Here is a 25,997-nt window from a genome sequence, read left to right as displayed (position 1 = left end):
GTTCGGATTATAGAGTGTTCATTTCCAATCATGCAAACTTACTGACATCAATCTGCCAATAATGTTGCATAAATGGCAACTATTGAGAACATAATTTAGGCCGTCTGAAAACTTTTCAGACGGCCTTTGATACCCAATAATCCTTACAAAACAACGGTCGGATAAGAGCCGACAACTTTCACGAAGGAAGCGCGTTCGCCCAGTAGCTGCAAGGCTTTTTGAACATTTTCATCGCTTTGGTGGCCTTCGATATCGATGAAGAACAGGTATTCCCACAAAACCGATTTGCTTGGGCGGCTTTCAAATTTGGTCATGGAAATGCCCAACTCGGTGAAGGGTTGCAACAAAGAAGTAACGGCACCGGCACGGTTGGGTGCGGAGACGACCAAAGAAGTTTTGTCGTTGCCGCTGCGGCCGGTTTCTTGATGGCCCATCACCAAGAAGCGCGTGGTGTTGTTCGGTTCGTCTTCGATACACTCGGCGGCAAAGCTCAACTGATAAATTTCCGCGGCGATACGTCCGGCAATGGCGGCCACATTCGGGCTATCTGATTCGGCAACCAAACGCGCTGCTTCTGCATTGCTGGCTACGGCGATACGTTCGGCATTGGGCAGGTTGCGGCCGAGCCAGTCGTTGCATTGCGCCAAGGCTTGGGCATGGGCGAAAACTTTGGTAATGCCGCCGATTTCGTGGCTGTCTTTACGCAGCAGATTGTGATGAATACGGACAACCACTTCGCCACAGGCTTTCAACGCAGTTACGGCCAGCAAGTCCAAAGTGCGCCCCACCGAGCCTTCTGTCGAATTTTCTACCGGCGCCACCAAATAATCGGCTTGGCGCGTTTCGACTTGTTTGAAGCAGTTGTCGATGGTGGTACACGCCATGGTATGTGCGGCGTGGCCGAAATGTTTGATGGCGGCTTGCTGGGTAAATGTTCCCTTCGGGCCTAAATAGGCAATCGTCAACGGACGCTCCACTGCCAAACATTCGCTCATAATCTCGCGAAACAGCCGGGTGACCGATTCATCCGGCAAAGGGCCTCGGTTCAAATCCTGAATCCGGCGCAAAACGGCCACTTCCCGCTCAGGACGGTACACCGCGCCTGTCCCTTTCAATTCGCCGATAGCATGCGCATGACTGGCGCGCTCGTTGAGCAAACGGAGGATTTCCGCATCGATGCTGTCAATGGCATTGCGGTGCGGCAATAATTGTTCGTCTATGGATAAAGGCATAAGCTGTCTCGCAATTTTGTGAGGGATATTTTCATTTTAACATTAAAGGCCGTCTGAATTCCGTTTTCAGACGGCCTCAACACTATCTTTATCTAACTTTATCGTCTATCAGGTTTGCAAACGCCGCCAATTCCATCATAATTAAGCCTTTTGAACGACAAGGCCTATTCCATGCACTCAAACGGACTGTACACCCGTTTTCTGCCCGATGAAGAAGCAACCCTGAAACTGGGTGAAGAATGGAGCAAGCAGCTTTCCGCTCCGCTGACCATCTATCTTGAAGGCGGGCTGGGTGCAGGCAAAACCACGCTGACACGCGGGATTTTGCGCGGACTGGGACATACGGGCGCAGTCAAAAGCCCGACTTACACCATTGTCGAATCTTATCCGCTGGATACATTCACCCTCCACCATTTCGACCTCTACCGCTTTACCATGCCCGAGGAATGGGAAGATGCCGGTTTGGACGAATTGTTTGCGCCCGATAGCATCTGCTTCATCGAATGGCCGCAGCAAGGCGGGGAATTCACGCCTCCGGCAGACATTACCATTACATTGACGTACACCGATAAGGGCAGAACCTGCACCTTTTCCGCCCACACAAACCAAGGCCGAAAAAGTTTAGAATCATGGTCAAATTAACTAGAAGACACATTCTCCGTCAAGGCACAGGACTGTTTCTCACCCTCACGCCCGTTGGTGCCGCATTGGCCAAACCGGCCTCTCCTGCGCAATTCCTTGCCGTCCGCATTTGGCCGGCGAACGCCTACACACGCGTTACCCTTGAGAGCAACCACTCGATGAAATACCAACATTTTATGTTGGACAACCCCAGCCGGTTGGTCGTGGATATTCAAGGAGCGGAAATCAACAGCGTCCTGCAAGGCATTTCCAGCAAAGTGCTGTCTAACGATCCCTTTATCCGCAGCATTCGTGCCGGTCAAAATACGCCCAATACCGTGCGTATCGTCATCGACCTCAAACAAAGCACCCATCCGCAAGTCTTTGCGCTCGCCCCCGTCGGCAACTTCAGAAACCGCTTGGTTATCGACCTCTATCCGCACGGCGCAGATGCCAACGACCCGATGATGGCCTTGCTCAACGGCAATATTCCCAAACAACGTCAAAATACCAATATCGCATACGACACCCCTGCCCCTAAAAACAATCGCGGCAGCGGCGGAAACCGCCGTCCCGTGATTATGATCGACCCCGGTCACGGTGGCGAAGACCCCGGCGCAATCGGCCCGAGCGGTCTCAAAGAAAAAAACGTCGTACTCTCCATCGCACGCGAAACCAAAAAACACCTCGAAGCCTTGGGTTACAACGTATTTATGACGCGCAACGAAGACATCTTTATCCCATTGGGCGTACGCGTTGCCAAAGGCCGTGCGCGCAATGCCGACGTATTCGTATCCATCCACGCCGATGCCTTTACCAGCCCGTCCGCTCGCGGTACCGGCGTATATATGCTCAATACCAAAGGCGCAACCAGCTCGGCGGCAAAATTCCTTGCCCAAACCCAAAACAACGCCGATGCCATCGGCGGCGTACAAACCAGCGGCAACCCCAATGTCGACAACGCCATTTTGGACATGACCCAAACCGCGACCCTGCGCGACAGCCGCAAGCTCGGCCATTCTGTCCTGACCGAATTGGGCAGACTCAACCAATTACACAAAGGCCGCGTTGACGAAGCTAACTTTGCCGTCCTCCGCGCGCCGGATGTTCCGTCCATTTTGGTGGAAACCGCCTTCCTCTCTAACCCTACCGAAGAGCGGCTGCTCGGCAGCGAATCCTTCCGCCAACAATGCGCCCAAGCCATTGCCACCGGTATTCAAAAATACATCAATACCGCCGTTTTACGACGCAGTTAATGGCTTAATAAAACAAAGGCCGTCTGAAAATTTTTCAGACGGCCTTATCTTTTCAAGCAATCTATTTAACCGCACTTCCCTACCGCTGTCGGATACACCGATACTTTTGTCTGCGTCAATGCAAACAGGTTTTCCAACTGCATTTGCGCCTGACGGTTGGCATGTTCCAAAATCTCAGCCTTGCACGCGCTTTGCAATACCTGCCGTTTCGCCTCTTCCTGCACCGTCTTAAATACCGACTTATCCATAGGCAGCAAATTAAACGAGCCGGTCTGAATATCGTACACTTCGATATTTTCCAAATCCACGCTCAAGATTTCCACCGCCGGCAGGCTGATTAAGACCTTGTCGTCCACAATATTGACATTGTCCGCGCCTAATTTGTCCAAATCCAAACCGGCCAACACCTTACCGCGCACAATAAAAATACCGCTTTGCGAATCCTGCCACAGCCTGCGCCAATCCCCTTTTTTCTCCGTACGGATAATCGTATCGATATAAAATGCCGTACTTTCCAAGCGGTTCATCTGCTTAATCTGCATCAAAACCCCCTCACGGGACAAAACCTGATGTTCTTCGTTCTGACCATGCAGGGCATAAAACCAGCCGCCCACAGCCGTCAGCGCACACAACACCAGCACGACCAATCCGCGTCCAAGCATTTTCATTTCAAACATTCCCCATTAAAATAATCATCAAAACATTCCCCATATTCTCCCAAAACCGTCAATTTCAAGCCATACCCAGGCCGTCTGAAACAATAAATTTCATTACTAAAAAGTAATAAAAAAATCTCAACAAACAAAGTTTGCCTTTTGGTAAAGACAAGACTACAATCCATTACACACAATTCAATTTCATCTCATCATGAATACCACCGACCTGCGCCGCCACAACCTGCGGCAATGGATAACACAACACCACAACGGCCAGCAGACCAAGTTTGCCCAAGCCATCGCCATCAACCAAGGCGAGCTGTCCGCCCTGCTGAAAAACAAATCTTTCGGCGAGAAAAAAGCCCGAAAAATCGAGCAGGCAGCCAATATGCCCGATATGTGGCTGGATCAAGACCATCAAGACCGCCACGCCCCCACCATCAGCCAAGAAAGAAATACCATGTCCCATATCTCCACCATCCCCGAAATCCTAGCAGACATCAAAGCCGGCAAAATGGTCATCATCACCGATGCCGAAGACCGCGAAAACGAAGGCGACTTGCTGATGGCCGCCCAATTCGTTACCCCCGAAGCCATCAACTTCATGATCAAAAACGCACGCGGCCTGGTCTGCCTGCCGATGGACGGCGAAATGGTCGAAAAACTCGGCCTGCCCATGATGACCCAGAAAAACGGCGCGCAATACGGCACCAACTTTACCGTCTCCATCGAAGCCGCCCACGGCATTACCACTGGCATTTCCGCCGCCGACCGCGCCCTGACCATTCAAACCGCCGTTTCCCCATCCGCCAAACCCGAAGACATCGTCCAACCCGGCCACATCTTCCCACTGCGCGCCCAAAAAGGCGGCGTACTCGTCCGCGCCGGACACACAGAAGCCGGCGTCGACCTGGCACAAATGAACGGCCTGATTCCCGCCGCTGTCATCTGCGAAATCATCAACGACGACGGTACCATGGCGCGCATGCCCGAACTGATGAAGTTCGCCGAAGAACACAATCTCAAAATCGGCACCATTACCGACCTCATCGAATACCGCAGCCGTACCGAAAGCCTGCTCGAAGACATGGGCAACGCCCCCGTACAAACCCCTTGGGGCGAGTTCCAACAACACGTTTACGTCGATAAACTCTCCGGCGAAACCCACCTCGCCCTTGTCAAAGGCACACCTTCCGCCGACGAAGAAACCCTCGTCCGCGTCCACGAGCCCTTCAGCGTCATGGACTTCATCCAAGCCAACCCGCGCCACTCATGGTCGCTGCCCAAAGCCCTTGAGCGCATCCAACAAGCCGAAAGCGGCGTAGTCATCCTCCTGCACCGTACCGAAGACGGCGCCACCCTGCTCGACCGCACCCTGCCCAAAGGCGCAAACCAAGCCTACAAATGGGACAGCAAAAGCTACGGCATAGGCGCACAAATCCTCGCCGGCCTCAATGTCAAAAAACTGCGCGTCCTCGGCCAGCCTTCATCCTTCACCGGCCTCACCGGCTTCGGCCTCGAAGTCGTCGGCTTTGAAGAAGCTGAAAAATAATCTTGCTTGATTAACTCTCAAAGCAAATGAAACAAAAGGCCGTCTGAAAGTTTTCAGACGGCCTTTTCATATTTCTATTTATCTGAATATGATCCAAATAAAATCACAATAAAAAAGACTATTTATTAAATTATTTCAATAATGATAAGAATAATCAATTATTAGATAAATATTAATAATATTTAAAAATTTTATATTTTTTATATAAAAGAGTATTTTAACCTCTTATATTAAGTTCTTAACAAAGAGAAACTATGTCTGCTTTTACTCCCAAACCCAAAATAATCATTCTCAGCCTTGCCAGCGCATTCAGTACATTAACCGTTGCCAATACCATCGAAACCTCAGCTCGACCAGAACAATACCAAGAATTGGATACCGTTGTTGTCAGTGGCAAACGTACCAGCGACCAAAAAGGCGCGGACGACGTGTATTACAAAAACGTCTCCAACGCCTATGTCGGCAAAGAATACCTCGAACGCTACCGTGTCCAATCCGCCGGCGACGTACTCAAAGGCTTAAACGGCGTGTACAACATGAATACCCGCACCGCCGGCGGCGCGATTACGCCCAACATACGCGGCATCACCGGCAAAGGCCGTATCCCCGTAACGCTAGACGGCACGGAGCAGACGGTCGATGTCTGGCTCAACAACTACGGCGTGGGCGACCGCAACTACCTCGATCCCGCCCTGTTCCGCAGCATCGCGGTGGAAAAAAGCCCCGCCCTCACGCGCGGCGTGAAATCGGGTGTCGGCGGCGCGATGTCCATCCGCACCATCGAACCTTCCGACATCATTCCCGAAGGAAGAAATTGGGGAATCGAAGTCAAAACCGAGTTTTCCGGCAACACCGTGGCGCAGAAAAACGACTTGCGCCAATTCTTAGGCCGCGACTACCGCACCCTCTCTCCCATAGGCGCGACGGCGGACGGCACATCGGGTATGGCGGACGTGCTGACCGGCTATACCGGCAAACCTTCCCCCACCGCCCTGTTGTTGGACGAAGGCATAGCCGACACGAAATTCTCGGGCGGTAAAAGCCACACCAACTTCAAAGACGACAGGCAGCTGATGCTGTCCGCCGCCTTCAAAACCGACATTACAGACGGCCTTGCCGCATACAGCCACCGTCAAAAAGGTAACTACTACGCGGGCAAACGCGGCTATCGAAGCTACCTCAACAACCCCATTTACGGTGCGGATGCCTGTTACGACCAGTATCCTGACAAATCATGGCGGGAAAAAGACATGCTCTGCAAATCTTCCGCCAGCCTGGTGCCGAATATGGCCGTCCTGTTCCGGCCGGGCGAAGAAATTATGAACAGCCACACCGACACCAAAACCCTGCTGCTGAAAAACAACTGGTATCTGCCGGATAACCAAAAAATCAGCCTGCAATATATGGACAACAAAATCGGCTTCGGCGAAATCAACCCCCTGATAACGGCATGGATACTCGGTTTCAGCGAACAATCCCTAAATGCCCCCGCGCAGCAGGCACCGGGCATAGGCACGAAAATCGACAGCAAAACCTACAAAATCGGCTACGAATGGAAGCCGCAGGACAACAAATGGATAGATTTTCAGGCCGATATGTGGCGGGTGAAGACCGACAGCAACCGCCATCAGAGCGGCGGCCCCGTCGTCGGCGTTACCGTCCCCGATTTTGACTACGACATCTGGTACTGGTGCAACATACGCAAACGGCCGGCTCCCGGTCTTGGAACGGAAAGCTGCGAAGACGCGATGACGTGGAACGCCTACGGTTCGGCACGAACCCATGAAGAAGTGCTGCGCATGATAGAAGACACGCCCGACAAAATCGCCCGCAGGCTGGCCCAGTACGATGAAAAAAACCGTGCGATTACCGACCGCTGGATGGGGCATACGGGCGGCTACTACGCCATCACGCCCGCCGATAAAAATGTGATGACCGACCAGACCAACCAAATCGGCAGGCTGATGAACCTGGCCGAACTGAAGCAAAAGCTGAATCAGGAACGCTACTACATCGAACATCCCGACCGCATCATCGTTCCCGGCGCGCGGCAGCGTACCGACGTCGTCCGCAACGGCTTCAACCTCAGCAACCGCTTCCGCCTTTCCGACAAACTCAGCCTCACCCTCGCCGCCGACTACCAGCGCGAAACGCTGGAAGAACGCACCGATACCGCCGACAGCAATGATTTGATGAATACTTTCGGCGTACTGACCCGCATGGCGGCCTTGGGCGGCCCGCAGTCGGCGAAAAAGCGCGAATGGGGCGCGAACCTGGTCTTCGATTGGAAACCGACTTCCCGCCTGAACATACAGGCGGGCGTGCGCTATCAGAACTTTAAAGGACGCAATATCGAACTGGCGCGGCAGCGTGCCGCACGCAACCCCTGGTATCAGTACGGCCTGGGGTCGGACAGCTATGTTACCGGCCTGATGATGCCGTATTTTGAATTGGCGGATGAAGAAGATATTGCCAGCCAGCGGCGGATGGAGCAGCTTTATGACCCTGATAGAATCGGGGGGCAGGTTGAAGAATATCAAAAGCTCAACCGCCGCTTTAAGGAAAAAAACGGCTACGACTACCATCCGGGCGATACATTCGTCTCGGGAACACGGCTTTACAGCAAAGCCGACGGCAGCCTGTTTCAAAGTTACCAAGCGGATAAAAACAACGGTGTACTCTACGTCCTGCGCCGCAAGCAAATTATCCCAATGGTTGCAGGCAAATTTGATCACGGTAAAGTGCAGATTACGCCGGAAATGTACCGCGAAAGGGTAAACAACCCACAGGGCAAGGGCGGCAGCTACCGCCGCTATATCCCAGGATCGCATATCTACATGACCGACCCGGTAGGCGAAGAAATGGAACGTATGGCCAATGAAAACCAAATTCCGTCAGAGACCAGCAATGATCAGGTACTGGAATACGGCAACCGCTACAATCGTACCGCTTGGATCCGGCATCCATTCGGCGAAGCCGAACGCTGGCGCATGCCGCAGGAACAGCGCGCGCATTCTTGGGCGCCCATGCTGGCGGTCAGCTACGATCTTGCCGACAACCACCGCCTCTTCGCCCGTTATGCCCGCATGAGCCGCTTCCCCAGCCTTTACGAACTGACCGCCGCCACCGGCGGCGGCGGGCTGTACGGCAGCGAGACCGTGGCCGAATACAGCCTGAAGCCGGAAAAAAGCACCAACTGGGAAATCGGCTACAACTTCAATTTCGCCCCACATTTCGCCAAACTGCGCCAAGGCGACCTACGCCTCACCTACTACAGCAACAAAATCAAAAACCAAATCGACACCTCGAATATGGACGGCGGCATGATCCAATACGACAAGGCAATCAGCAAGGGGGTGGAGCTGCAAAGCCGCCTCGACAGCGGCCGCTTCTTCGCCTCCTTCGGCGGCACTTACCGCTTGAAACATATGGTGTGCGACAAGAGTATCGCCTTCAAATTTGACTATTACCTCCAACGCGTACCCGAATGCCTCGAAGGCGGCTTCGGCCTCAGCCGCTTCTTCCAGTCCTTGCAGCCGAAATATTCGCTTACCCTTGATGTCGGCACGCGCTTCTTTAATGAAAAATTGGAACTGGGCATGCGCGCCATCCATCACAGCAAGGCGGAGCGGAAAAACTACGACAAGCTGATTGCCGACGGCGCGGGGCAGGTGTATGAGCGCAACGGCAAACCCTACGGCTGGCATGCCTCCACCCTGCTCGATGCCTATGCCCGCTACCGCATAGGGAAGCACATAGACTTGAACTTCGGCGTAACCAACCTTGCCAACCGCTATTACCTAGACCCGATGTCCAGCACCCCGGTTCCCAGCCCGGGCAGGACAATTACCTTCGGCATCAAGGGTAGGTTTTAAGGCTTAAATACATCGTACTCAGCAATACAGCTCATTACCGCTACCGTCAGAATGAATGGTTACTAAATTTTAAATATCGATTTTAAATTGAGTCATTTAGAAATACGCTAAAGCAACAATATAACCATACTGTTTTACTCGTTTCTATTTCATGCCGTCTGAAAAAAGCCGATACACCTTTCCGATGTATTGGCTTTCGTTATCTGCTTAACGCTTAATTTCTGCCGGGCAATTCTTTTTCGCTCAATGGTTTGATGTACCAAATATCGCGGCAGTAGTCGGCGATGGAGCGGTCGGATGAGAAGAAGCCCATGTTGGCGATGTTGATCAAGGCTGATTTGCGCCATGCGGATACGTTGCGGTAGTGTTCGTCCGCTTTGTATTGCGTGTCAATGTAGCTGCGGAAATCGGCCATCAGCTGATAGAAGTCGCCGTATGGTTGCAACACGTCGTTGTAGCGGTTTGGCTCTTCCGGAGAGAAAGTGCCTTGGCTGATTTGGTTGACGACGCGGCGCAGGTCGCTGTCTCGCTCGATATAGCTTAACGGGTCGTAACCGTTGCGGCGGATTTCTTCGACTTGTTCTACGGTGTTACCAAAGATATAGCAGTTGTCCGCGCCGACTTTTTCCAAAATCTCAACATTCGCGCCGTCCAGTGTACCCATACAGATTGCGCCGTTAAGGGCGAATTTCATGTTGCTGGTACCGGATGCTTCTGTACCCGCCAGTGAGATTTGTTCGTGCAAATCGGCGGCTGGGATGATGATTTGGGCGAGGCTGACGCTGTAGTTCGGAATGAACACAACTTTAATTAGGTCGCGGATACGGGTGTCGTTGTTGATGACTTTAGCAACGTCGTTAATCAGTCGGATGATTTTCTTCGCCATGTAATAAGCGGATGCGGCTTTACCGGCAAAGATGAACACACGTGGCTGCCAATCGAAATCTGGGTTTTCCAAGATTTTGTTGTAACGGTCGACGATGTGCATCACGTTCAATGCTTGACGTTTGTACTCGTGGATACGTTTGATTTGGATGTCGAAAAGTGCATCGGTATTAACCTTGATGCCCAGCTCGGTTTCGATGTATTTGGCAAGGCGCTCTTTAGCGGCTTTTTTCACTTCGCCGAATTCTGCCTGTACGGAGGCATCGTCCACTTTGTCGTTGAGCTTGGTCAGGTTATCCAAATGCAGACGCCAGTCTTCGTCGCCCAGATGTTTGTCCAAGAATTTGGTCAGGCCCGGGTTGGCGATGTTGATCCAGCGGCGCGGGGTTACACCGTTGGTTACGTTGGTAAAGCGTTCCGGGAACACTTTGGCAAAGTCGGCGAAGATGGATGTGGTCATCAAATCGGAGTGAATTTTTGCCACGCCGTTGACTTTGTGCGAACCGATCACGGCAAGCCATGCCATGCGAACGCGACGGCCGTGGGTTTCGTCAATGATGGATACGCGGCGGACAAAGTCGTCGTCGAAGTTGCCGATGGCGCGTAAGGCATTGAGGAAGTAGGCGTTGATTTCAAAGATGATGTCCAAGTGGCGCGGCAGCAGGCGACCCATCAGGTCAACCTGCCAAGTTTCCAAGGCTTCGCTCATCAATGTGTGGTTGGTGTAAGAGAAAATCTTACAACACATATTCCATGCTTCAGTCCATGCGATGCCCTCTTCGTCAATCAGGATACGCATCAATTCTGGAATAGCGAGCACCGGATGGGTATCGTTCAAGTGGATGGCAACTTCGTCCGCCAGCGTGCGGATGCTTGGGAAACGGCATTTGTGGCGGGCGACAATATCTTGAACGGAAGCGGAAACCAAGAAGTATTCTTGCTTCAGGCGCAATTCGCGGCCGGAATCGGTAGAGTCATTCGGATACAGGACGCGCGAGATGTTTTCGTCGCTGTTTTGTGCGCGAACGGCAGAGGCATAGTCGCCTCGGTTGAAGTCGGCAAGGTCAAACAGGTTGCCTGCGTGTGCAGTCCACAAGCGCAATGGGTTGGCACATTCGCCGCCATAGCCCGGAATGATTTCGTCGTATGCCCAAGCGGAAATTTCTTCGCTCGGCTGCCATTCTTTTTTGTCGCCCAAGTTCAACACTTGACCACCGAAACGGACGGAATATTGTTTGTTCGGACGGGCAAACTGCCATGCCAAATCTTGGTCTAGCCACAAATCGGGTTTTTCAACTTGTTGGCCATCCACGATTTCTTGTTTGAACATACCGTATTGGTAACGGATGCCGTAGCCCATGGCCGGAATGCGCAGGGTTGCCAAAGAGTCGAGGAAGCAGGCAGCCAGACGGCCCAAACCGCCGTTACCCAAACCCGGATCTTCTTCTTGTTCGCAGACATCGGCAAATTCTTTGCCCAGTTGCTTAAAGGCTTCTTCGAATTCGGCATAAACGCCTTCGTTAATCAGCGCGTTGACAAACGAACGGCCGAGCAGAAATTCCATAGACAGGTAATAAACCATGCGTTTGCTGTTGTCAATGTGGGCGCGGCGTGTTTTGAGGAAATCTTCCGCAATCAGGTCACGCGCGGCAAGCATGGCGGCATTGAGCCATTGGTGTGAAGTTGCCTCCTTCGGATCTACGCCCAAGATGAAAATCAGCTTGTAAACGATGGATTTACGGATGGTTTCGGCGTCCGGTTTAGGCATTACATAATCGTAACCGGAGATGGGGAGTTTTTTCTTAGCCATGGAAGCCTTTCTCTAGCGTGAGGCACTGGACAACGCGCCTGATGGTTTTATTAAAAACAACGAAACTCGGTTTTCAGACGGCCTGACAACGGCAACAGGCCGTCTGAAAGGAATGGTGCGTAGATTTGTTACAAACTAAGGAGATTATAGCGGAAAGATTTAAAAAAAGGATATATTTTTCTTTATAAAACATTCAATTAACAATTAAACCATTCATCATCTTATCGGCATTTTCAATTTATACTACTAAGCTGCAAATCAGAAAATACTGACAAAATATCAAAGAGTTAACAATATAACGGCTTAGTTTTCATTTAATTCGTTTTATGTAAAATCCAAATCCCCATATGCTCAACAACACATTTTCCTGATTCTTCGTAATTTAATTTCTCTGATGGTACGCAAGAAATTTCCCAATTGCCTTGAGGCAGGTTAAATAACTGACGACTACGTTTGGCATTGACCAACAGCAGCCACTCATCGTCCAAAACAACCTGAATCGCCTTGCTACCCCTATTGTGCCAACAATATTCCGTCATCGGGCTGCTATCGGCATTGAGCCATTGCACACGCTCTTTTTCCCACCAGCAATCATCTGTCAGCAGCTTGATTTGGCTGCGGACGCGTATCAGCTCTTGAGTGTAATTCTGCAACATATGGGACTCATTTTGCCAATCCAACCATGTAATCGGATTATCTTGGCAGTAGCTGTTGTTGTTGCCGTGCTGACTGTTGCCAAACTCATCGCCCGCCAAAAGCATGGGCGTACCGTTGGATAAAAACAAGGAGGCAAGCATCGCTTTGGAAGTGTATTCGCGGTTGAGCAAAACCTCTTCATCATCGGTTTCACCTTCTACGCCGTGGTTGTAGCTGATGTTTTCATTATGCCCGTCACGGTTGTTTTCGCCGTTGGCTTCGTTGTGTTTTTCATTGTAGCTGACCAAATCGCGCAGAGTGAAGCCGTCGTGTGCAGTGATGAAGTTGATGCTGGCAGAAGGGTGGCGGCCGCTGTGGTTGAAAATATCGGACGACCCGGCCAAGCGTTCGGCAAATGCGCCCAAATTGCCGCTTTCCCATGACCAAAACGCGCGCATGTCATCGCGGAAACGGCCGTTCCATTCGGCAAAAGGTTGCGGGAAATTGCCCAAGTGATATCCACCCTCGCCGATGTCCCATGCTTCGACAATCAGCTTCAAACCGGCCAAAACCGGGTCTTGATACAGGACTTGGAAAAAACGGCCGTACGATTGGAAATCAGGCTCGCGTCCCAATACGGTTCCCAAATCGAAACGGAAGCCGTCGATATGAAACTCTTCCGCCCAATAGCGCAGGCTGTCCGCCGCCCAACGGGTAACATCGCGACGGACAATATTGAGCGTATTGCCGCAACCCGACCAGTTTTCATAATTGCCGTAAGGGGTGTGCCAATACCATAAGGTGTTGTCAATACCGCGCTGACACAGCATCGGGCCTTTGTCGTCCTGCTCGGCCGTGTGGTTGTACACGACATCCAAAATCACTTCCAAACCTGCCTGATGCAGGGCTTTGACCGCCTGTTTAAACTCCGCCGCCGCACGCTCGGGATTGTCGGCATAAGACGGCTCAACGGCAAAATGGGAGTAAGTGTTGTAGCCCCAATAATTGCTCAAGCCCATCTGCTGAAGATGGTATTCGTCCAAATGATAATGAATCGGCAGCAGCTCGACCGTCGTTACCCCCAACTCTTGCAGATAGGCCAAAACCCGTTTATCACTCAAGGCTTTATAAGTACCTGCATATTTCAAATCGGGGAACTGCTTGGTAAACCCTTTGACATGGGCTTCATAAATAACGGTTTTGCCCCACGGTATTTCCGGACGGCAATCTTTGGCCCAATTGAATCGGCTGCGTCCGATCACGACGCTTTTCGGTGCAACGGCGGCATTGTCGCGTTCATCTTCCGGCCTGAACCATGCCATTTCTTCGGCGGTACGGTAGCTTGGTTTGCCGTCAATTTTTTTGGAATACGGGTCAATCAACAATTTGTTGGGATTGAAACATGAGCCGTACTCTGCGTTTTCACGTCCATACACACGAAAACCGTATCGCTGCCCTGCCTTAACGTCCGGCACAAATCCGTAAAATACCGAACCGCGCCGCGAAGGCATTTCCAAACGGGTTTCTTTATCTTTATCAAACAGACACAATTCGACCTTTTCGGCATTGATGGAAAACAAGGTAAAATTCACGCCCTTGCTTGTCAGGGTCGCGCCCATGGGATAAGGCTTGCCTTCCTCGATATGCCATGATTTGGCAGTCATAGAATGATTCCTTGGTATGTATTTGGTTTCGTGTCCAATATAAGGCCGTCTGAAAATCTTTCAGACGGCCTTGAGTCATATTGATATCACTATCTTTTAATTTTCAGCTGATTGGGCAGGTATAATGCCCACCCTCAAAGTTGATTTACGCTTCGTCTTTGACTGCCGCCTGATACAGGTAAACGGTTGCCAACGGCGGTACGGTAACAGACAAGGAATTTGGTTTGCCATGCGACCAAACTTCTTCTGTCTCCACCGTTGCGCCGGCAGAAACGCCGCTGCCTTTGTAATGCAGGTCGTCTGAATTGAGGATTTCGCGGTATTCGCCGGCAGAATTCACACCGAAGCGGTAGCCTTCGCGCACCACAGGCGTGAAGTTGCTGATCACGATAACGCGGTTGCCTTCGCGGTCACGGCGCTCGAAGACGAATACGGAATTGTCGCCATCATCGGCAACCAGCCACTCAAAGCCTTCAGGCCATTGGTCAAGCTGATAAAGCGGCGCGGTGTCTTTATAAACATGGTTTAACTCGCGCACGAAGTCTTGTACGCCTTTGTGCCAGCCGCCCTCTTCCTCCAACAGGAACCAATCCAGTCCTTCGTTGTAGTTCCACTCGCGGCCTTGTGCAAACTCGTTGCCCATAAACAAGAGTTTTTTGCCGGGGAAGCCGTACATAAAGCCGTAGTAGGCGCGCAGGTTGGCAAATTGTTGCCAGCAGTCGCCGGGCATACGTCCGAGCAGCGAACGTTTGCCGTGCACGACTTCATCGTGTGAAAGCGGCAGGACAAAGTTTTCGCTGTACTGGTACATCATGCCGAAGGTCATTTTGTTGTGATGGTATTTGCGGTTGATGGGGTCTTCCATCATGTAACGCAACGTATCGTTCATCCAGCCCATATTCCATTTGAAGCTGAAGTTCAAACCTTCTTGGCGGGTCACATTGGCGAACGAAGTAGATTCTTCGGCGATTTCAGTCGCAGCCGGAACTTCCTCTTTCAACATGGTGTTGGTATCACGCAGGAAAGCGATGGCTTCGAGGTTTTCATGGCCGCCGTATTGGTTCGGAATCCACTCGCCGTCTTTGCGCGAATAGTTGCGGTAAATCATCGAAGCAACCGCGTCAACGCGGATACCGTCAAAGCCGAAACGCTCTATCCAATACAGGGCGTTGCCTTGCAGAAAGTTTTTCACTTCGTTTCTGCCGAAGTTATAAATCAGGGTGTTCCAGTCTTGGTGGTAGCCTTCGCGCGGATCAGCGTGTTCGTACAGCGCAGTGCCGTCAAACTTGGCCAGACCGTGATCGTCGGTCGGGAAATGGCCGACTACCCAGTCGAGGATGACGCCGATACCCTCGTCGTGCGCAGCTTTAATCAATGCGCGCAATTCTTCCGGCGAACCGAAACGGCTGGTCGGTGCATACAAACCGGTTGCCTGATAGCCCCATGAGCCGTCAAACGGATATTCGGAAACAGGCAGGAACTCAATATGGGTAAAGCCCATGTCTTTGACGTATGCGACCAATTCTTTGGCCAACTCTTCATAAGTCAGCCAAAAATTGTTTTCCGGATTACGCTTCCACGAACCCAAATGCACTTCATAAATGCTGATGGGCGCATCAATGGCGTTGGCACGGGCGCGGAAGGCCGGTTCCTCCACTTCGTCAGGCAAACCGCGCACGATAGATGCCGTGGTTGGACGCAGTTCCGCACCGAAAGCATACGGGTCGGCTTTTTCACGTACATTACCGTTGGCATCGCGGATTTCAAATTTGTATAGGGCATTGAGTTTGACAGCAGGGATGAAGATGTCCCAAATGCCGTTGTCGCGGTGGAAACGCATCACATGGCGGCGGCCGTCCCAGTTGTTGAACTCACCGATGACGGAAACGCGTTGCGCATTGGGCGCCCAGACGGCAAAGCGTACGCCCTTCACACCGTCCAACTCAGCAAAATGCGCGCCTAAAGTCTCATAAGGACGCAGGTGTTTGCCTTCGGCCAACAGCCAGGAATCCATGTCTTGCAACGCAGAGCTGAAATGATAAGGGTCTTCTTCAATCACTGGCTCGGTGTCTTCGGTGTAACGGATACGCAAAGCGTAATCGGGCACATCATCGGGCAAAACGGCCACAAAGAAACCGCGTTCATCAATTTTTTCAGACGGCACGATGAGTTCGCCGCTGCGGCGGTTCACGATATCCACGCTTACTGCGCCGGGAATCAAAACGCGTACCACTTCATCACCCTCTGCAAGGCGGTGTCGTCCCAAATAAGCGAACACATCGCTATGGGTGGCAAGAAACAGGCTTTCGACCGTATCGCGCTCGATTTGGTCAAGTTCATGATAAGTCTTGATTTGGCTGTTTGTTTTCATGCGTACCTCGTCAATAATGGCAAGTTGGCCGCCCATGAGGCGGTGTTGTAGGAAATCTTCCAAAGAAACCGGCATTTTTTGCGCCCAGTTCGGATAGCCTTCGGTTACACCCGGGACATTCAGATTGTCGATGACGCCCAGCAGGTTTTCCAACTGTACGGCGTAAAGTTTGCTGCGACTCAATGCGCCGTATTTATGCAAAGCCGCCAGCAAGGTTTCATCGGCTTTTGCCGGCATTTGTACGTCCGCACCCAGACAGCCGGTTTCTTTCAATTTGTCCAGTAAATCGGCTTTATCGTGTTCGCGCTCGTCCAAGGCCGTCTGAAAAGCGGCTGCATCTGGCAAAGTACCGAGTTTGAACATCGTATCCAAATCTTTGCCTATCCAATAACCTGCCAAGGGCGCAACATCGTGGGTACTGATGACCGTAATCGCCTGCTCGGGGTATTCTTCCGGCAATTGGAAACCGTTCCAGCCCTTGCTGAAATACATTACTTTGTAAGAGAAAACCTGATAGCGGTTGAGCAGATGGCGGGCTTCGTCCGGTACCGTACCCAAATCCTCGCCGATGATGACGCAACTGTTGCGCCGGCTTTCCAACGCCAAAATAGCAAACATCACTTCGGCATCGTAATGCACATACGCGCCGAAATCCGCCGTTTTACCGTTTAAAACCCACCACAAACGACACAATGCCATTACATGGTCAATCCGCAATACGCCATACAGACGCATGTTTTCGCGCAACAAATGGGCAAACTTTTCATAGCCCGTATGCTTCAACATCAATGGATTAAGCGGCGGCAAATCCCAATTCTGCCCTGTCGGTCCCAAAGGATCGGGCGGCGCGCCGACTGACAAGTCCATACAATAATCTTGGCGGTTTAACCAAGTATCCGCGCTGCCTCGCGCCACGCCGACTGCCAAATCGCCGTAAATGCCGAGTTTGACACTGTATTCGGCAGCGGCTTGGTTGACTTCGCGCAACTGCTCCGCACAAAGCCATTGCAGCCACATATAAAAACGGATTTCACGTTCATGGCTGCGCGCGAATTTTTCTACCGCTTCGCCATCAGGTTGATGAAATTCAGACAGCCATGACTGCCAACCCACTTGTCCGGGACGGCTGTAATACTGGTCCAAAGCCTCAAACAAACCGAAGCCCTGCAAAGCTTTGCCTTTTTCTAATACAAACACTTCAAATGCAGCGCGTTCATTTTCCGCAGCCTCGCAAGTATCCTGTTCAAACGCGTTAAACGCCATGTGCAACGCATCACGCTTGCATGCCCAAACCGCCGTATAAGTCACCGTTTCCGTAACACGCAAAGCGGCAATGCGCTGACGGATTTTCGGTTGTGCCAGCCAGTTTTTCAGTTGTTCGTTATAAGTAAACGCACCGACCTTCTCAACATCCAAATAAATCGGATTGAGCCATTCACGCGAAGAAGGGCTATAAGGGCTGGCAAAGGCAGGCTTACTGATAAACAAGGCGTGCAAAGGGTTGATACCGACAAAATCCAGCTTTTTCTCAGCCGCATATTTCATAAGGTTCAGCAAATCGGTAAAGTCGCCTATGCCCCAGTTGCGCTCGGAACGCAGGCTGTACAAATGCATGGTCAAACCATTCATCCGACCGCCATTGGCAAGCAGTTTGGGTTGGTAAACCGATTCAGGCGCAACAATCAGGCGCACAAGGCAACTTTTGCCGCCGGTCTCTGCCGACAAAGTGTAATAACCGCAAGCCAGTTGGGGCAGCTTAATCCAAAGCGTATCGTTGTCACCCGGATATAAAGTCAAGGTCTGGTACTCATCCGCCTCATCAATCAATACGACCGCTTCAGCGCCATGAAATTCAGACGGCATCTGTAAAGATTCTTCGCCGTTTTCATGCGCAACCATCGTATTCAGATAAAGGCCGTCTGAATCCGGTTTGCTTTTATCCAAAACAGCAACGATAGATTCCAAAACTTCAGGTTTGGTCGCATGATATGTCCCGTTGATGTCGTGGTAGCCTAAATCAATACCGGCCTCTACAGCCTGCTGCTCCAATGTTTCACTCATTGCATTCTGCCTGTTTTACCAATATCTGAATCTTAATACAGATTTTGTCGCACCGTGGTATGTAATTCATTGTAGTATCAAACAAACCCCATATTTCCCCGCTTGATTTGACCTGAGCCAAAATTTCCTATTTATCTGTCTTGTAAAAACTTAAAGGCCGTCTGAAAAGGAGGATTTCATTCCTTTTCAGACGGCCTTTATCATGCTTTAAGCCTGATTAGTGATGGTGATGACCGTGCGGGCCATGTACGTGACCATGGGCAATTTCTTCCTCAGTCGCATCGCGCACACCTTCAACAGTCGCTTTGAACAATACTTTCATACCGGCCAAAGGATGGTTGCCGTCTACTACGGCTTTACCGTCGGCAACATCGGTTACACGATAAATCAATACATCGCCTGTTTCCGGATCATCGGCTTCAAACATCATGCCGACTTCAACTTCAACAGGGAACACACTTACATCTTCAATGCGCACCAGCTCAGGATCTTGCTCGCCGAAAGCATCATCAGGCGACAAAGCCACTTCAACGGTATCGCCTACATTTTTACCGTGCAACGCTTCTTCCACCAAAGGGAAAATACCGTCATAACCGCCATGCAGATAAGCAATCGGCTCTTCGGTTTTGTCCAACAGTTGGTTGTTGGCATCGTACATTTCATAATGCAGGGAAACTACGGAATTTTTAACAATAGACATCATGTCGTCCTTAATTAATATTTATAAAGTCAAGCTCAGGCTATTCTATCACAGCTGTAACTAAACAATCGGTTTACCTTAAACAAATACTTTTAGCAAACACAACAAAACCAAAAAAGTCCATATAAAAAACAAAATTGAATGATTCCAATCCATAAAAGTTGCTTTTTCACAACACAAAGTTGCTAAATTACAAAAATTTCCCTAAACGCAAAAACATTCCAAACCCTTAAAACCTATAACAAATAAAAATACACAATTCATTGAATACAATGTATTTTTAAAATCTTCATTAATAATGAATATTTTCAGATGATTTTTCGCGCGCCAATATGATTTACATTATTTTCACTATTTTCGTATTGATTTTAGCCAACAAACGGTTATGCAACGTTGCATTGACCTATCCCGTGAGGCATAATATTAAAAAATTCAGCAATGAATTTCTACTGTACAGGCCGTTTGACGGCTATTTTTAGTTTAAATCGATTTAAAAAAGGTTCTTAAAAATGAAAAAATCCCTGTTCGCTGCTGCTTTGTTGTCTTTAGCTTTGGCCGCTTGTGGCGGTGCTGATAAAGCTGCTGAAACTGCTGCTTCTGCCGCTTCTGCTGCTTCCGAAGCCGCTGCTTCTGCTACTGAAGCTGCTGCATCTGCTACTGAAGCTACCGCTTCTGCTGCTACCGAAGCTACTGAAGCTGCTGCTTCTGCTACTGAAGCTGCTGCATCTGCTACTGAAGCCGCTGCTTCTGCTGCTTCTGAAGCTGCTAAATAATATTCTTTTGAATATAAGAAAAGCAGGATACCATTGCGTATCCTGCTTTTTTACATTCCTCACACTCCACTTCCCGACTTTTCCGCCTGACTGCCATGCACCTTCACGACCGTTTTGCTGAGTTTCTTTCCGCCTCTGAAATCATCGAAGCCACTCCGGCCTTGTTAAACGACCAACGCCGCCGCTTTGTTTCTTCGCCGGATATTGTCTTACAGCCGAACTCTGTCGAAAGCGTGCAGAAAATCATGCGTTTCTGCTTTGAGAACCGTATCCGCGTCACCCCGCAGGGCGGCAATACCGGATTATGCGGCGCAACGGTAACCACCGAGGGTGTACTGCTCAATCTCTCCAAGCTCAACCGCATCCGCGATATCAACCTTGCCGACAACAGCATGACGGTTGAAGCAGGCGTGATTTTGCAGAATGCACAAAACGCGGCAGCCGAAGCCGGTCGACTGTTTCCGCTCAGCCTTGCCAGCGAAGGCTCTTGCCAAATCGGCGGCAATATCGCCTGTAATGCCGGCGGTTTGAATGTCTTGCGCTACGGCAGTATGCGTGATTTGGTATTGGGTTTGGAAGTCGTTTTACCAAACGGCGAACTGGTTTCCCACCTTCAGCCCCTGCACAAAAACACGACCGGCTACGATTTGCGCCATCTTTTTATCGGCAGCGAAGGAACATTGGGCATTATTACCGCCGCCACACTCAAACTCTTTGCCCAGCCCAAAACCAAAGCAACCGCATGGGTAGGTTTAGACGATATTAAATCCGCCGTCTCGCTTTTAACTGCGGTGCAAGGCCATTTTGCCGAGCGCTTGACCAGCTTCGAGCTGATCAGCCGCTTTGCCCTCGATTTATCTTCGGAATTCAGCCAACTCAAAAAGCCTGCCGATGCGCAATGGCATATTTTGATTGAACTTGCAGATTCCGTTCCCGATGCCGGACTGGATGAAAAACTTGCCGAATTTCTCTATCAAAACGGATGGGAAAACAGCATCTTAGCGCAATCCGAGCAAGAGCGCTCCGACTTATGGACCTTGCGTGAAAATATTTCCGCTTCCCAACGCAAACTCGGCACCAGCATCAAACACGATATCGCCATCCCTATCGCCCAAGTGGCCGCCTTTGTCCACCAATGCGCCCCTGCCCTGGAAACCCGCTTTCCCGGCATACAAATTGTTTGCTTCGGACATTTAGGCGACGGCAGCCTGCATTACAATACATTCCTGCCCAACGTATTGAGCAACGAAGCCTATCAATACGAAGACGCCGTCAATACCATTGTTTATGAAAACATCCTTGCCTGCCACGGTACGATTGCCGCCGAACACGGCGTAGGCATCATCAAAAAACATTGGCTGCCCCGCGTGCGTACACAGGCAGAACTCGTTCTGATGCATGCCATCAAAAATCAGCTTGACCCTTATGGCATTATGAATCCGGACAAACTCCTGCCTTCTCTGGATTAAGTAATACAAAAAGGCCGTCTGAAACATTTCAGACGGCCTTTTATCTTATCCAAACTATTTCAATGCCGTTTTCCAATCCAATCCGCCCAAGGACGGTACCTGTATCACTTCGTTGGTATCCAAATTGACCGCCGTCAGCTCTCCGCCCCACAACGCGCCGGTGTCCAAAGCGATGACCTGATCGGTATTAACGTAGCCCAATGACGACCAATGTCCGAACACGGTAATATAATCCAAATTCTGCCTATCCGGCGCTTTAAACCAAGGGCGCAGGTAAAGCGGCATTTTTTTCAGAGTGGATTTATATTCGTAATCCAATTCACCTTTGTACGTCAGCGCACGCATACGGGTAAAGACGTTGATAATCATGCGTAGGCGCTCATAGCCTGTCAAATCGTCTGTCCACTCGGTCGGCTTATTGCCGTACATTTTGCTAAAAAATTTCCTGTACTTTTTACCTTGCAATTCATCCTCAGCTTCACGGGCAAGGCTTTCGGCTTTATCAACCGACCATTGCGGCAAAATACCGGCATGCACCATCACATGCCTGTCGCCGCGCACCAACAGCGGCTGATGACGCAGCCAGTCAAGCATGGCATGACTATCGGGGTGGGACAAAATCGGCTCAACCGTATCACTACGCTTGAGCGTTCCTTCACCGCAACCGACTGCCAGAAGATGTAAATCATGATTACCCAAAACCATTTGCACGCTGCTGTCATGCTCTTTGGCAAATTTCAGGGTTTCCAAAGACTTCGGACCGCGATTGACAATATCGCCGACCAGCCAAAGGGTGTCCGTACCATGATTAAAGCCGATTTTGGCAAGCAACAAAGTTAGCTCGTCAAAACAGCCTTGAATGTCTCCGATTGCGTAATGTGCCATTATTATTGTTTTCCGTTGTTATTCTTTTCAGACGGCCTCAAGCCCAGCCCAGGCCGTCTGAAAACATCAATTATGCATTTAAAACCAATACAGCCTCTGCTTCAACCTGAACGCCTTTAGGCAGGCTGGCCACGCCAACCGCCGCACGCGCCGGGAAAGGTTGCTCGATAAATTCAGCCATCACTTCATTGAACACGGCAAAGTTGGCCAAATCAGTCAAATAAGCATTGAGTTTGACGATATCGTTCAAAGAACCGCCGGCCGCTTCGGCTACGGCTTGCAGGTTTTTAAATACTTGCACTGCTTCGGCGCGGAAGTCGCCATTGCCGACCACGGTCATCGTAGCCGGATCCAAAGGAATCTGACCGCTCATATAAACCGTATCGCCTGCGCGGACTGCTTGGCTGTATGCACCAATCGCTGCAGGGGCTTTGTCGGTATGGATAATGGTTTTAGACATGATATTCTCCTCAAGTAGAAATGTCAGAATCAGGTGGAAGCTTCGAATTTTACTTTCAACAGAAATACGTTTCAATAAAAGCATTCAATTAATGCGTTTAGCCCGTCTTGTTCTTCCTCAATTTTAAACCTACAATCCCACACATTATTCATTTCAAAGCCGAAATTATCATGTTTTTTGTCTTATCCCCAGCCAAAAACCTCAACGAAAAAGACCCTTCCCCCGTCAGCAGCTTTACCCTGCCCGACCTTCTGCCCGAAGCAGAAATCCTGATGCAGGAGTTGCGTCAGCTTGCCCCTCAACAAATCGCCGAACTGATGCATGTTTCCGATAAAATCGCCCTGCTCAATGCCGAACGCAATGCCGCATGGCACACGCCGTTTACGCCTGAAAACGCCAAACAAGCCGTATTTATGTTCAACGGTGACGTCTATGAAGGCATCGCCGCCGATACGCTCAAACCGGAGCAAATCGACTACCTGCAACAACACGTCCGCCTGCTCTCCGGCCTATACGGCGTACTGCGCCCACTCGACTTGATGCAGCCCTATCGCTTGGAAATGGGTACGGCCTTTGCCAACTCTCGCGGTAAGAACCTCTACGAATTTTGGGGCGATAAAATCACCGACCTGCTCAACCAAACGCTGAAGCAGGCCGACAGCGACGTTTTAATCAACCTCGCCTCACAAGAATATTTCAAATCCGTCAACACCAAAAAACTCAACGCACGCCTGATTACGCCGATTTTTAAAGATGAGAAAAACGGCAAATACAAAATCATCAGCTTCTACGCCAAACGTGCGCGCGGTTTGATGGTGCGCTACGCTGCAGAACACGGCATTACCGAGCCTGAAATGCTCAAAAATTTCGACTACGAGGGCTATTCATTCAATGAAGCAGCTTCAAACGAAGCCGAATGGGTATTCATGCGTGAAGAACAATCTAAATAAAAACAAAATCCTAGATATTTTTTCTAAAATACCTCTTGGCAAAGGCCGTAAGTTCCATTAATATTACAGCTTCAAGAATGGAAGCGTGGCAGAGCGGTTTAATGCAACGGTCTTGAAAACCGTCGAGGGTTGATAGCCCTCCGTGAGTTCGAATCTCACCGCTTCCGCCATTCTTGATATTTTTTTATCTAGTGAAAATGAAATGCGAGACTTGATGATTCAAGTCTTTTTTTTATTTTCAAATCCAAAGAATACCCAAGGGCCGTCTGAAACTTTCTATAACGCAGTTTCAGACGGCCTAATATCTTTAAAAATCCCCCAAATCCCTAAAGTCCTACCCAGACATTTAGAGACTTGAGGGACTTTTGCAAAGGTCTCCGCTTTTCTGATCATTGCCGTCAAGGGTATCAACCTACCCATCACCAATACGGAATTTTTACTCGACCATGGAGGGACGTTTTCCATGCCGACGCGATTGTACATTTTGCCTCAGGTCCGCGTGCCGCCGTATCGTTTGCGGTAGGGTTTGCTGCATATTCCGAGCTGTTGCCACAAAGTACCGCCCTTGCTTTTATCCTGGATAAGGTCACGGTAAACGGCATTGTGATGGGGTGTCATTCGATGATGGTGTGGTGGCAGGACAGGTCTTGAATGTGATATCGTTCTTCTTGGGTCAGTTGCGTGTCGCTCAGGGTAATCTTTCTTATAGGAAAGGCTGTATGCTGCTACATACCGAACTTTTCCGTTATGGAAAGTTTGCCCTTCAAATCCGAATCTGCTGACCTCTATTTATCATTATTTCATCGCTACAAGGATATTTAAATGAAATGGGAAACCATTGCCCTGCATGCAGGCTATCAATCCGAACCGACTACCAAATCCGCTGCTGTCCCCATTTACCAAACCACTTCCTACACTTTTGACAATACGCAACACGGCGCAGACTTGTTCAACCTTGATGTAGCGGGCAATATCTACACCCGTATGATGAATCCGACCACTGCCGTTTTGGAAGAACGCGTTGCCCGTTTGGAAGGCGGTATCGCCGCATTGGCTGTCGCCAGCGGTATGGCTGCGATTACCTATGCTGTTCAAACCTTGGTTGAAGCAGGCGACAACATCATTGCAACCAAAACCCTCTACGGCGGCACATACAATTTCTTTGCCCACAGCCTACCGCGCCAAGGCATAGAAGTACGCTTTATCGATCCGGCCAAGCCCGAAGAAATTGCTGCCAATACCGACAGCCGCACCAAACTGGTGTATTGCGAATCTATCGGCAATCCCGCCATCAATGTCGTTGATATTCCAGCATTCGCACAAGCCGCGCACGCTCAAGGGCTGCCACTAATGGTAGACAACACCGTTGCTACGCCTACATTGTTCCGCCCGATAGAACACGGAGCCGACATTGTTATCCAATCTCTGACAAAATACATCGGCGGCCACGGCACAACGATTGGCGGTGCCATTATCGACGGCGGTAAATTCCAATGGGCAGGCAATCCGCGTTTTGAAAAAACCCTCAATCAGCCTGATCCGTCTTACCACGGAGTAAACTACTGCGAACATTTTGGTGCGGCAGCCTATATCGCCCGTGCCCGTGTCGTCCCATTGCGTAATACCGGTGCCGCCCTGTCTCCGCACAGCGCATTTTTACTGCTTCAAGGTTTGGAAACCCTCGCGCTGCGCATGGAACGTCATTGCGAAAACGCCCTAAAAGTAGCCGAATTCTTAAAGAAACATCCGCAAGTCGAATGGGTGAACTATCCTGCCCTGCCCGACAGTCCGTATAAAGCTCTGATTGACCGCGACTACGGCGGCAAAGCCTCCGGTTTGCTGAGTTTCGGCATTAAAGGCGGACGCGAAGCCGGTGCAAAATTTATCGACGCACTGCAACTCTTCCTGCGCTTGGTAAATATCGGCGATGCCAAATCGCTGGCTACCCATCCTGCCACAACGACCCACCGCCAGCTTGACGATGCAGAACTCGCCGCAGCAGGCGTCAGCCCCGACATGGTACGCCTGAGCGTGGGTATCGAGCATATCGACGATTTGCTTGCCGACTTGGCACAGGCATTGGATGCCGCACAGGCATAGGCAATAGCAGCGCTAATTAGATGAAAAAAGCCTCCGCTTAA

16 protein-coding genes, 1 tRNA gene and 1 pseudogene are annotated in these 25,997 nt (G+C 50.4%); 9 read left to right on the top strand and 9 right to left on the bottom strand.

Annotated features, from left to right (window positions below):
• Positions 1-143 precede the first annotated feature (143 nt).
• The gene (pheA, locus tag ACTHTY_RS01425; RefSeq protein ID WP_070712296.1) at positions 144-1,232 is read right to left on the bottom strand and encodes a prephenate dehydratase; all 1,089 of its coding nucleotides are present in this window, start codon (positions 1,230-1,232) and stop codon (positions 144-146) included.
• Between the two features lie 171 nt (positions 1,233-1,403).
• Here pheA and tsaE point away from each other — a divergent pair, with 171 nt between their 5' ends.
• Both tsaE and ACTHTY_RS01415 read left to right on the top strand, forming a co-directional pair.
• Positions 1,404-1,874, top strand: a complete 471-nt coding sequence (tsaE, locus tag ACTHTY_RS01420) for a tRNA (adenosine(37)-N6)-threonylcarbamoyltransferase complex ATPase subunit type 1 TsaE (protein WP_440366230.1) — start codon at positions 1,404-1,406, stop codon at positions 1,872-1,874.
• Positions 1,862-3,109, top strand: a complete 1,248-nt coding sequence (locus ACTHTY_RS01415; RefSeq protein WP_440366229.1) for an N-acetylmuramoyl-L-alanine amidase — start codon at positions 1,862-1,864, stop codon at positions 3,107-3,109. Before tsaE ends, ACTHTY_RS01415 begins: the two co-directional genes overlap by 13 nt.
• Positions 3,110-3,174: 65 nt before the next feature.
• On the opposite strand, the gene ACTHTY_RS01410 is transcribed toward ACTHTY_RS01415, so the two are convergent.
• Entirely contained in the window at positions 3,175-3,786 is a 612-nt protein-coding gene (locus ACTHTY_RS01410; protein ID WP_440366228.1) for a DUF4230 domain-containing protein, read from the bottom strand.
• A 190-nt stretch (positions 3,787-3,976) separates the two neighbouring features.
• Here ACTHTY_RS01410 and ribBA point away from each other — a divergent pair, with 190 nt between their 5' ends.
• Both ribBA and tdfG read left to right on the top strand, forming a co-directional pair.
• Positions 3,977-5,317, top strand: coding sequence for a bifunctional 3,4-dihydroxy-2-butanone-4-phosphate synthase/GTP cyclohydrolase II (gene ribBA, locus ACTHTY_RS01405; protein WP_070585768.1), 1,341 nt, complete (start codon positions 3,977-3,979; stop codon positions 5,315-5,317).
• Between the two features lie 254 nt (positions 5,318-5,571).
• Positions 5,572-9,192, top strand: a complete 3,621-nt coding sequence (tdfG, locus tag ACTHTY_RS01400; RefSeq protein ID WP_440366227.1) for a TonB-dependent receptor TdfG — start codon at positions 5,572-5,574, stop codon at positions 9,190-9,192.
• Positions 9,193-9,406: 214 nt separating this feature from the next.
• Here the strand turns inward: tdfG and ACTHTY_RS01395 are convergent, their stop codons facing one another.
• From ACTHTY_RS01395 to ACTHTY_RS01380, 4 genes are all read right to left on the bottom strand, one after another.
• On the bottom strand, positions 9,407-11,887 hold the full coding sequence (locus tag ACTHTY_RS01395; RefSeq protein ID WP_440366226.1) for a glycogen/starch/alpha-glucan phosphorylase: 2,481 nt from the start codon (positions 11,885-11,887) through the stop codon (positions 9,407-9,409).
• A gap of 314 nt (positions 11,888-12,201) precedes the next feature.
• Entirely contained in the window at positions 12,202-14,187 is a 1,986-nt protein-coding gene (gene glgX, locus ACTHTY_RS01390) for a glycogen debranching protein GlgX (RefSeq protein ID WP_440366225.1), read from the bottom strand.
• Between the two features lie 145 nt (positions 14,188-14,332).
• Positions 14,333-18,619 (bottom strand): 1,4-alpha-glucan branching protein GlgB, encoded by a 4,287-nt coding sequence (gene glgB / locus ACTHTY_RS01385; RefSeq protein WP_440366224.1) that lies wholly within the window; start codon positions 18,617-18,619, stop codon positions 14,333-14,335.
• A gap of 217 nt (positions 18,620-18,836) precedes the next feature.
• Positions 18,837-19,319, bottom strand: a complete 483-nt coding sequence (locus ACTHTY_RS01380; protein WP_003683125.1) for an FKBP-type peptidyl-prolyl cis-trans isomerase — start codon at positions 19,317-19,319, stop codon at positions 18,837-18,839.
• Between the two features lie 509 nt (positions 19,320-19,828).
• On the opposite strand from ACTHTY_RS01380, the gene ACTHTY_RS01375 reads away from it, so the two are divergent.
• Complete coding sequence (locus tag ACTHTY_RS01375; RefSeq protein WP_049333183.1) at positions 19,829-20,092, top strand: hypothetical protein; 264 nt, start codon at positions 19,829-19,831, stop codon at positions 20,090-20,092.
• A 95-nt stretch (positions 20,093-20,187) separates the two neighbouring features.
• Positions 20,188-21,561: an FAD-binding oxidoreductase gene (locus tag ACTHTY_RS01370; RefSeq protein ID WP_440366223.1), complete on the top strand. Its 1,374-nt coding sequence runs from the start codon at positions 20,188-20,190 to the stop codon at positions 21,559-21,561.
• Between the two features lie 54 nt (positions 21,562-21,615).
• On the opposite strand, the gene ACTHTY_RS01365 is transcribed toward ACTHTY_RS01370, so the two are convergent.
• Positions 21,616-22,446 (bottom strand): symmetrical bis(5'-nucleosyl)-tetraphosphatase, encoded by an 831-nt coding sequence (locus tag ACTHTY_RS01365; protein ID WP_440366222.1) that lies wholly within the window; start codon positions 22,444-22,446, stop codon positions 21,616-21,618.
• A 70-nt stretch (positions 22,447-22,516) separates the two neighbouring features.
• Positions 22,517-22,906: a RidA family protein gene (locus ACTHTY_RS01360; RefSeq protein ID WP_003746001.1), complete on the bottom strand. Its 390-nt coding sequence runs from the start codon at positions 22,904-22,906 to the stop codon at positions 22,517-22,519.
• A gap of 170 nt (positions 22,907-23,076) precedes the next feature.
• On the opposite strand from ACTHTY_RS01360, the gene yaaA reads away from it, so the two are divergent.
• Positions 23,077-23,856: a peroxide stress protein YaaA gene (gene yaaA, locus ACTHTY_RS01355; protein WP_070843133.1), complete on the top strand. Its 780-nt coding sequence runs from the start codon at positions 23,077-23,079 to the stop codon at positions 23,854-23,856.
• A 79-nt stretch (positions 23,857-23,935) separates the two neighbouring features.
• Positions 23,936-24,026, top strand: a tRNA-Ser gene (locus ACTHTY_RS01350).
• Between the two features lie 322 nt (positions 24,027-24,348).
• Here the strand turns inward: ACTHTY_RS01350 and ACTHTY_RS01345 are convergent.
• Positions 24,349-24,483 (bottom strand): annotated as a pseudogene (locus tag ACTHTY_RS01345) (IS30 family transposase); the annotation flags it as partial.
• 195 nt (positions 24,484-24,678) lie between these two features.
• Between ACTHTY_RS01345 and ACTHTY_RS01340 the strand changes: the two are divergent.
• The gene (locus ACTHTY_RS01340; protein WP_440366221.1) at positions 24,679-25,956 is read left to right on the top strand and encodes an O-acetylhomoserine aminocarboxypropyltransferase/cysteine synthase family protein; all 1,278 of its coding nucleotides are present in this window, start codon (positions 24,679-24,681) and stop codon (positions 25,954-25,956) included.
• Positions 25,957-25,997 lie beyond the last annotated feature (41 nt).

This window comes from Neisseria sp. P0019.S002 (genome assembly GCF_051957155.1).
Classification (GTDB): Bacteria; Pseudomonadota; Gammaproteobacteria; order Burkholderiales; family Neisseriaceae; genus Neisseria; species Neisseria perflava.
The sequence above is the reverse complement of the archived record's forward strand: the minus strand, read 5'-3'. Positions and strand labels throughout refer to the sequence as shown.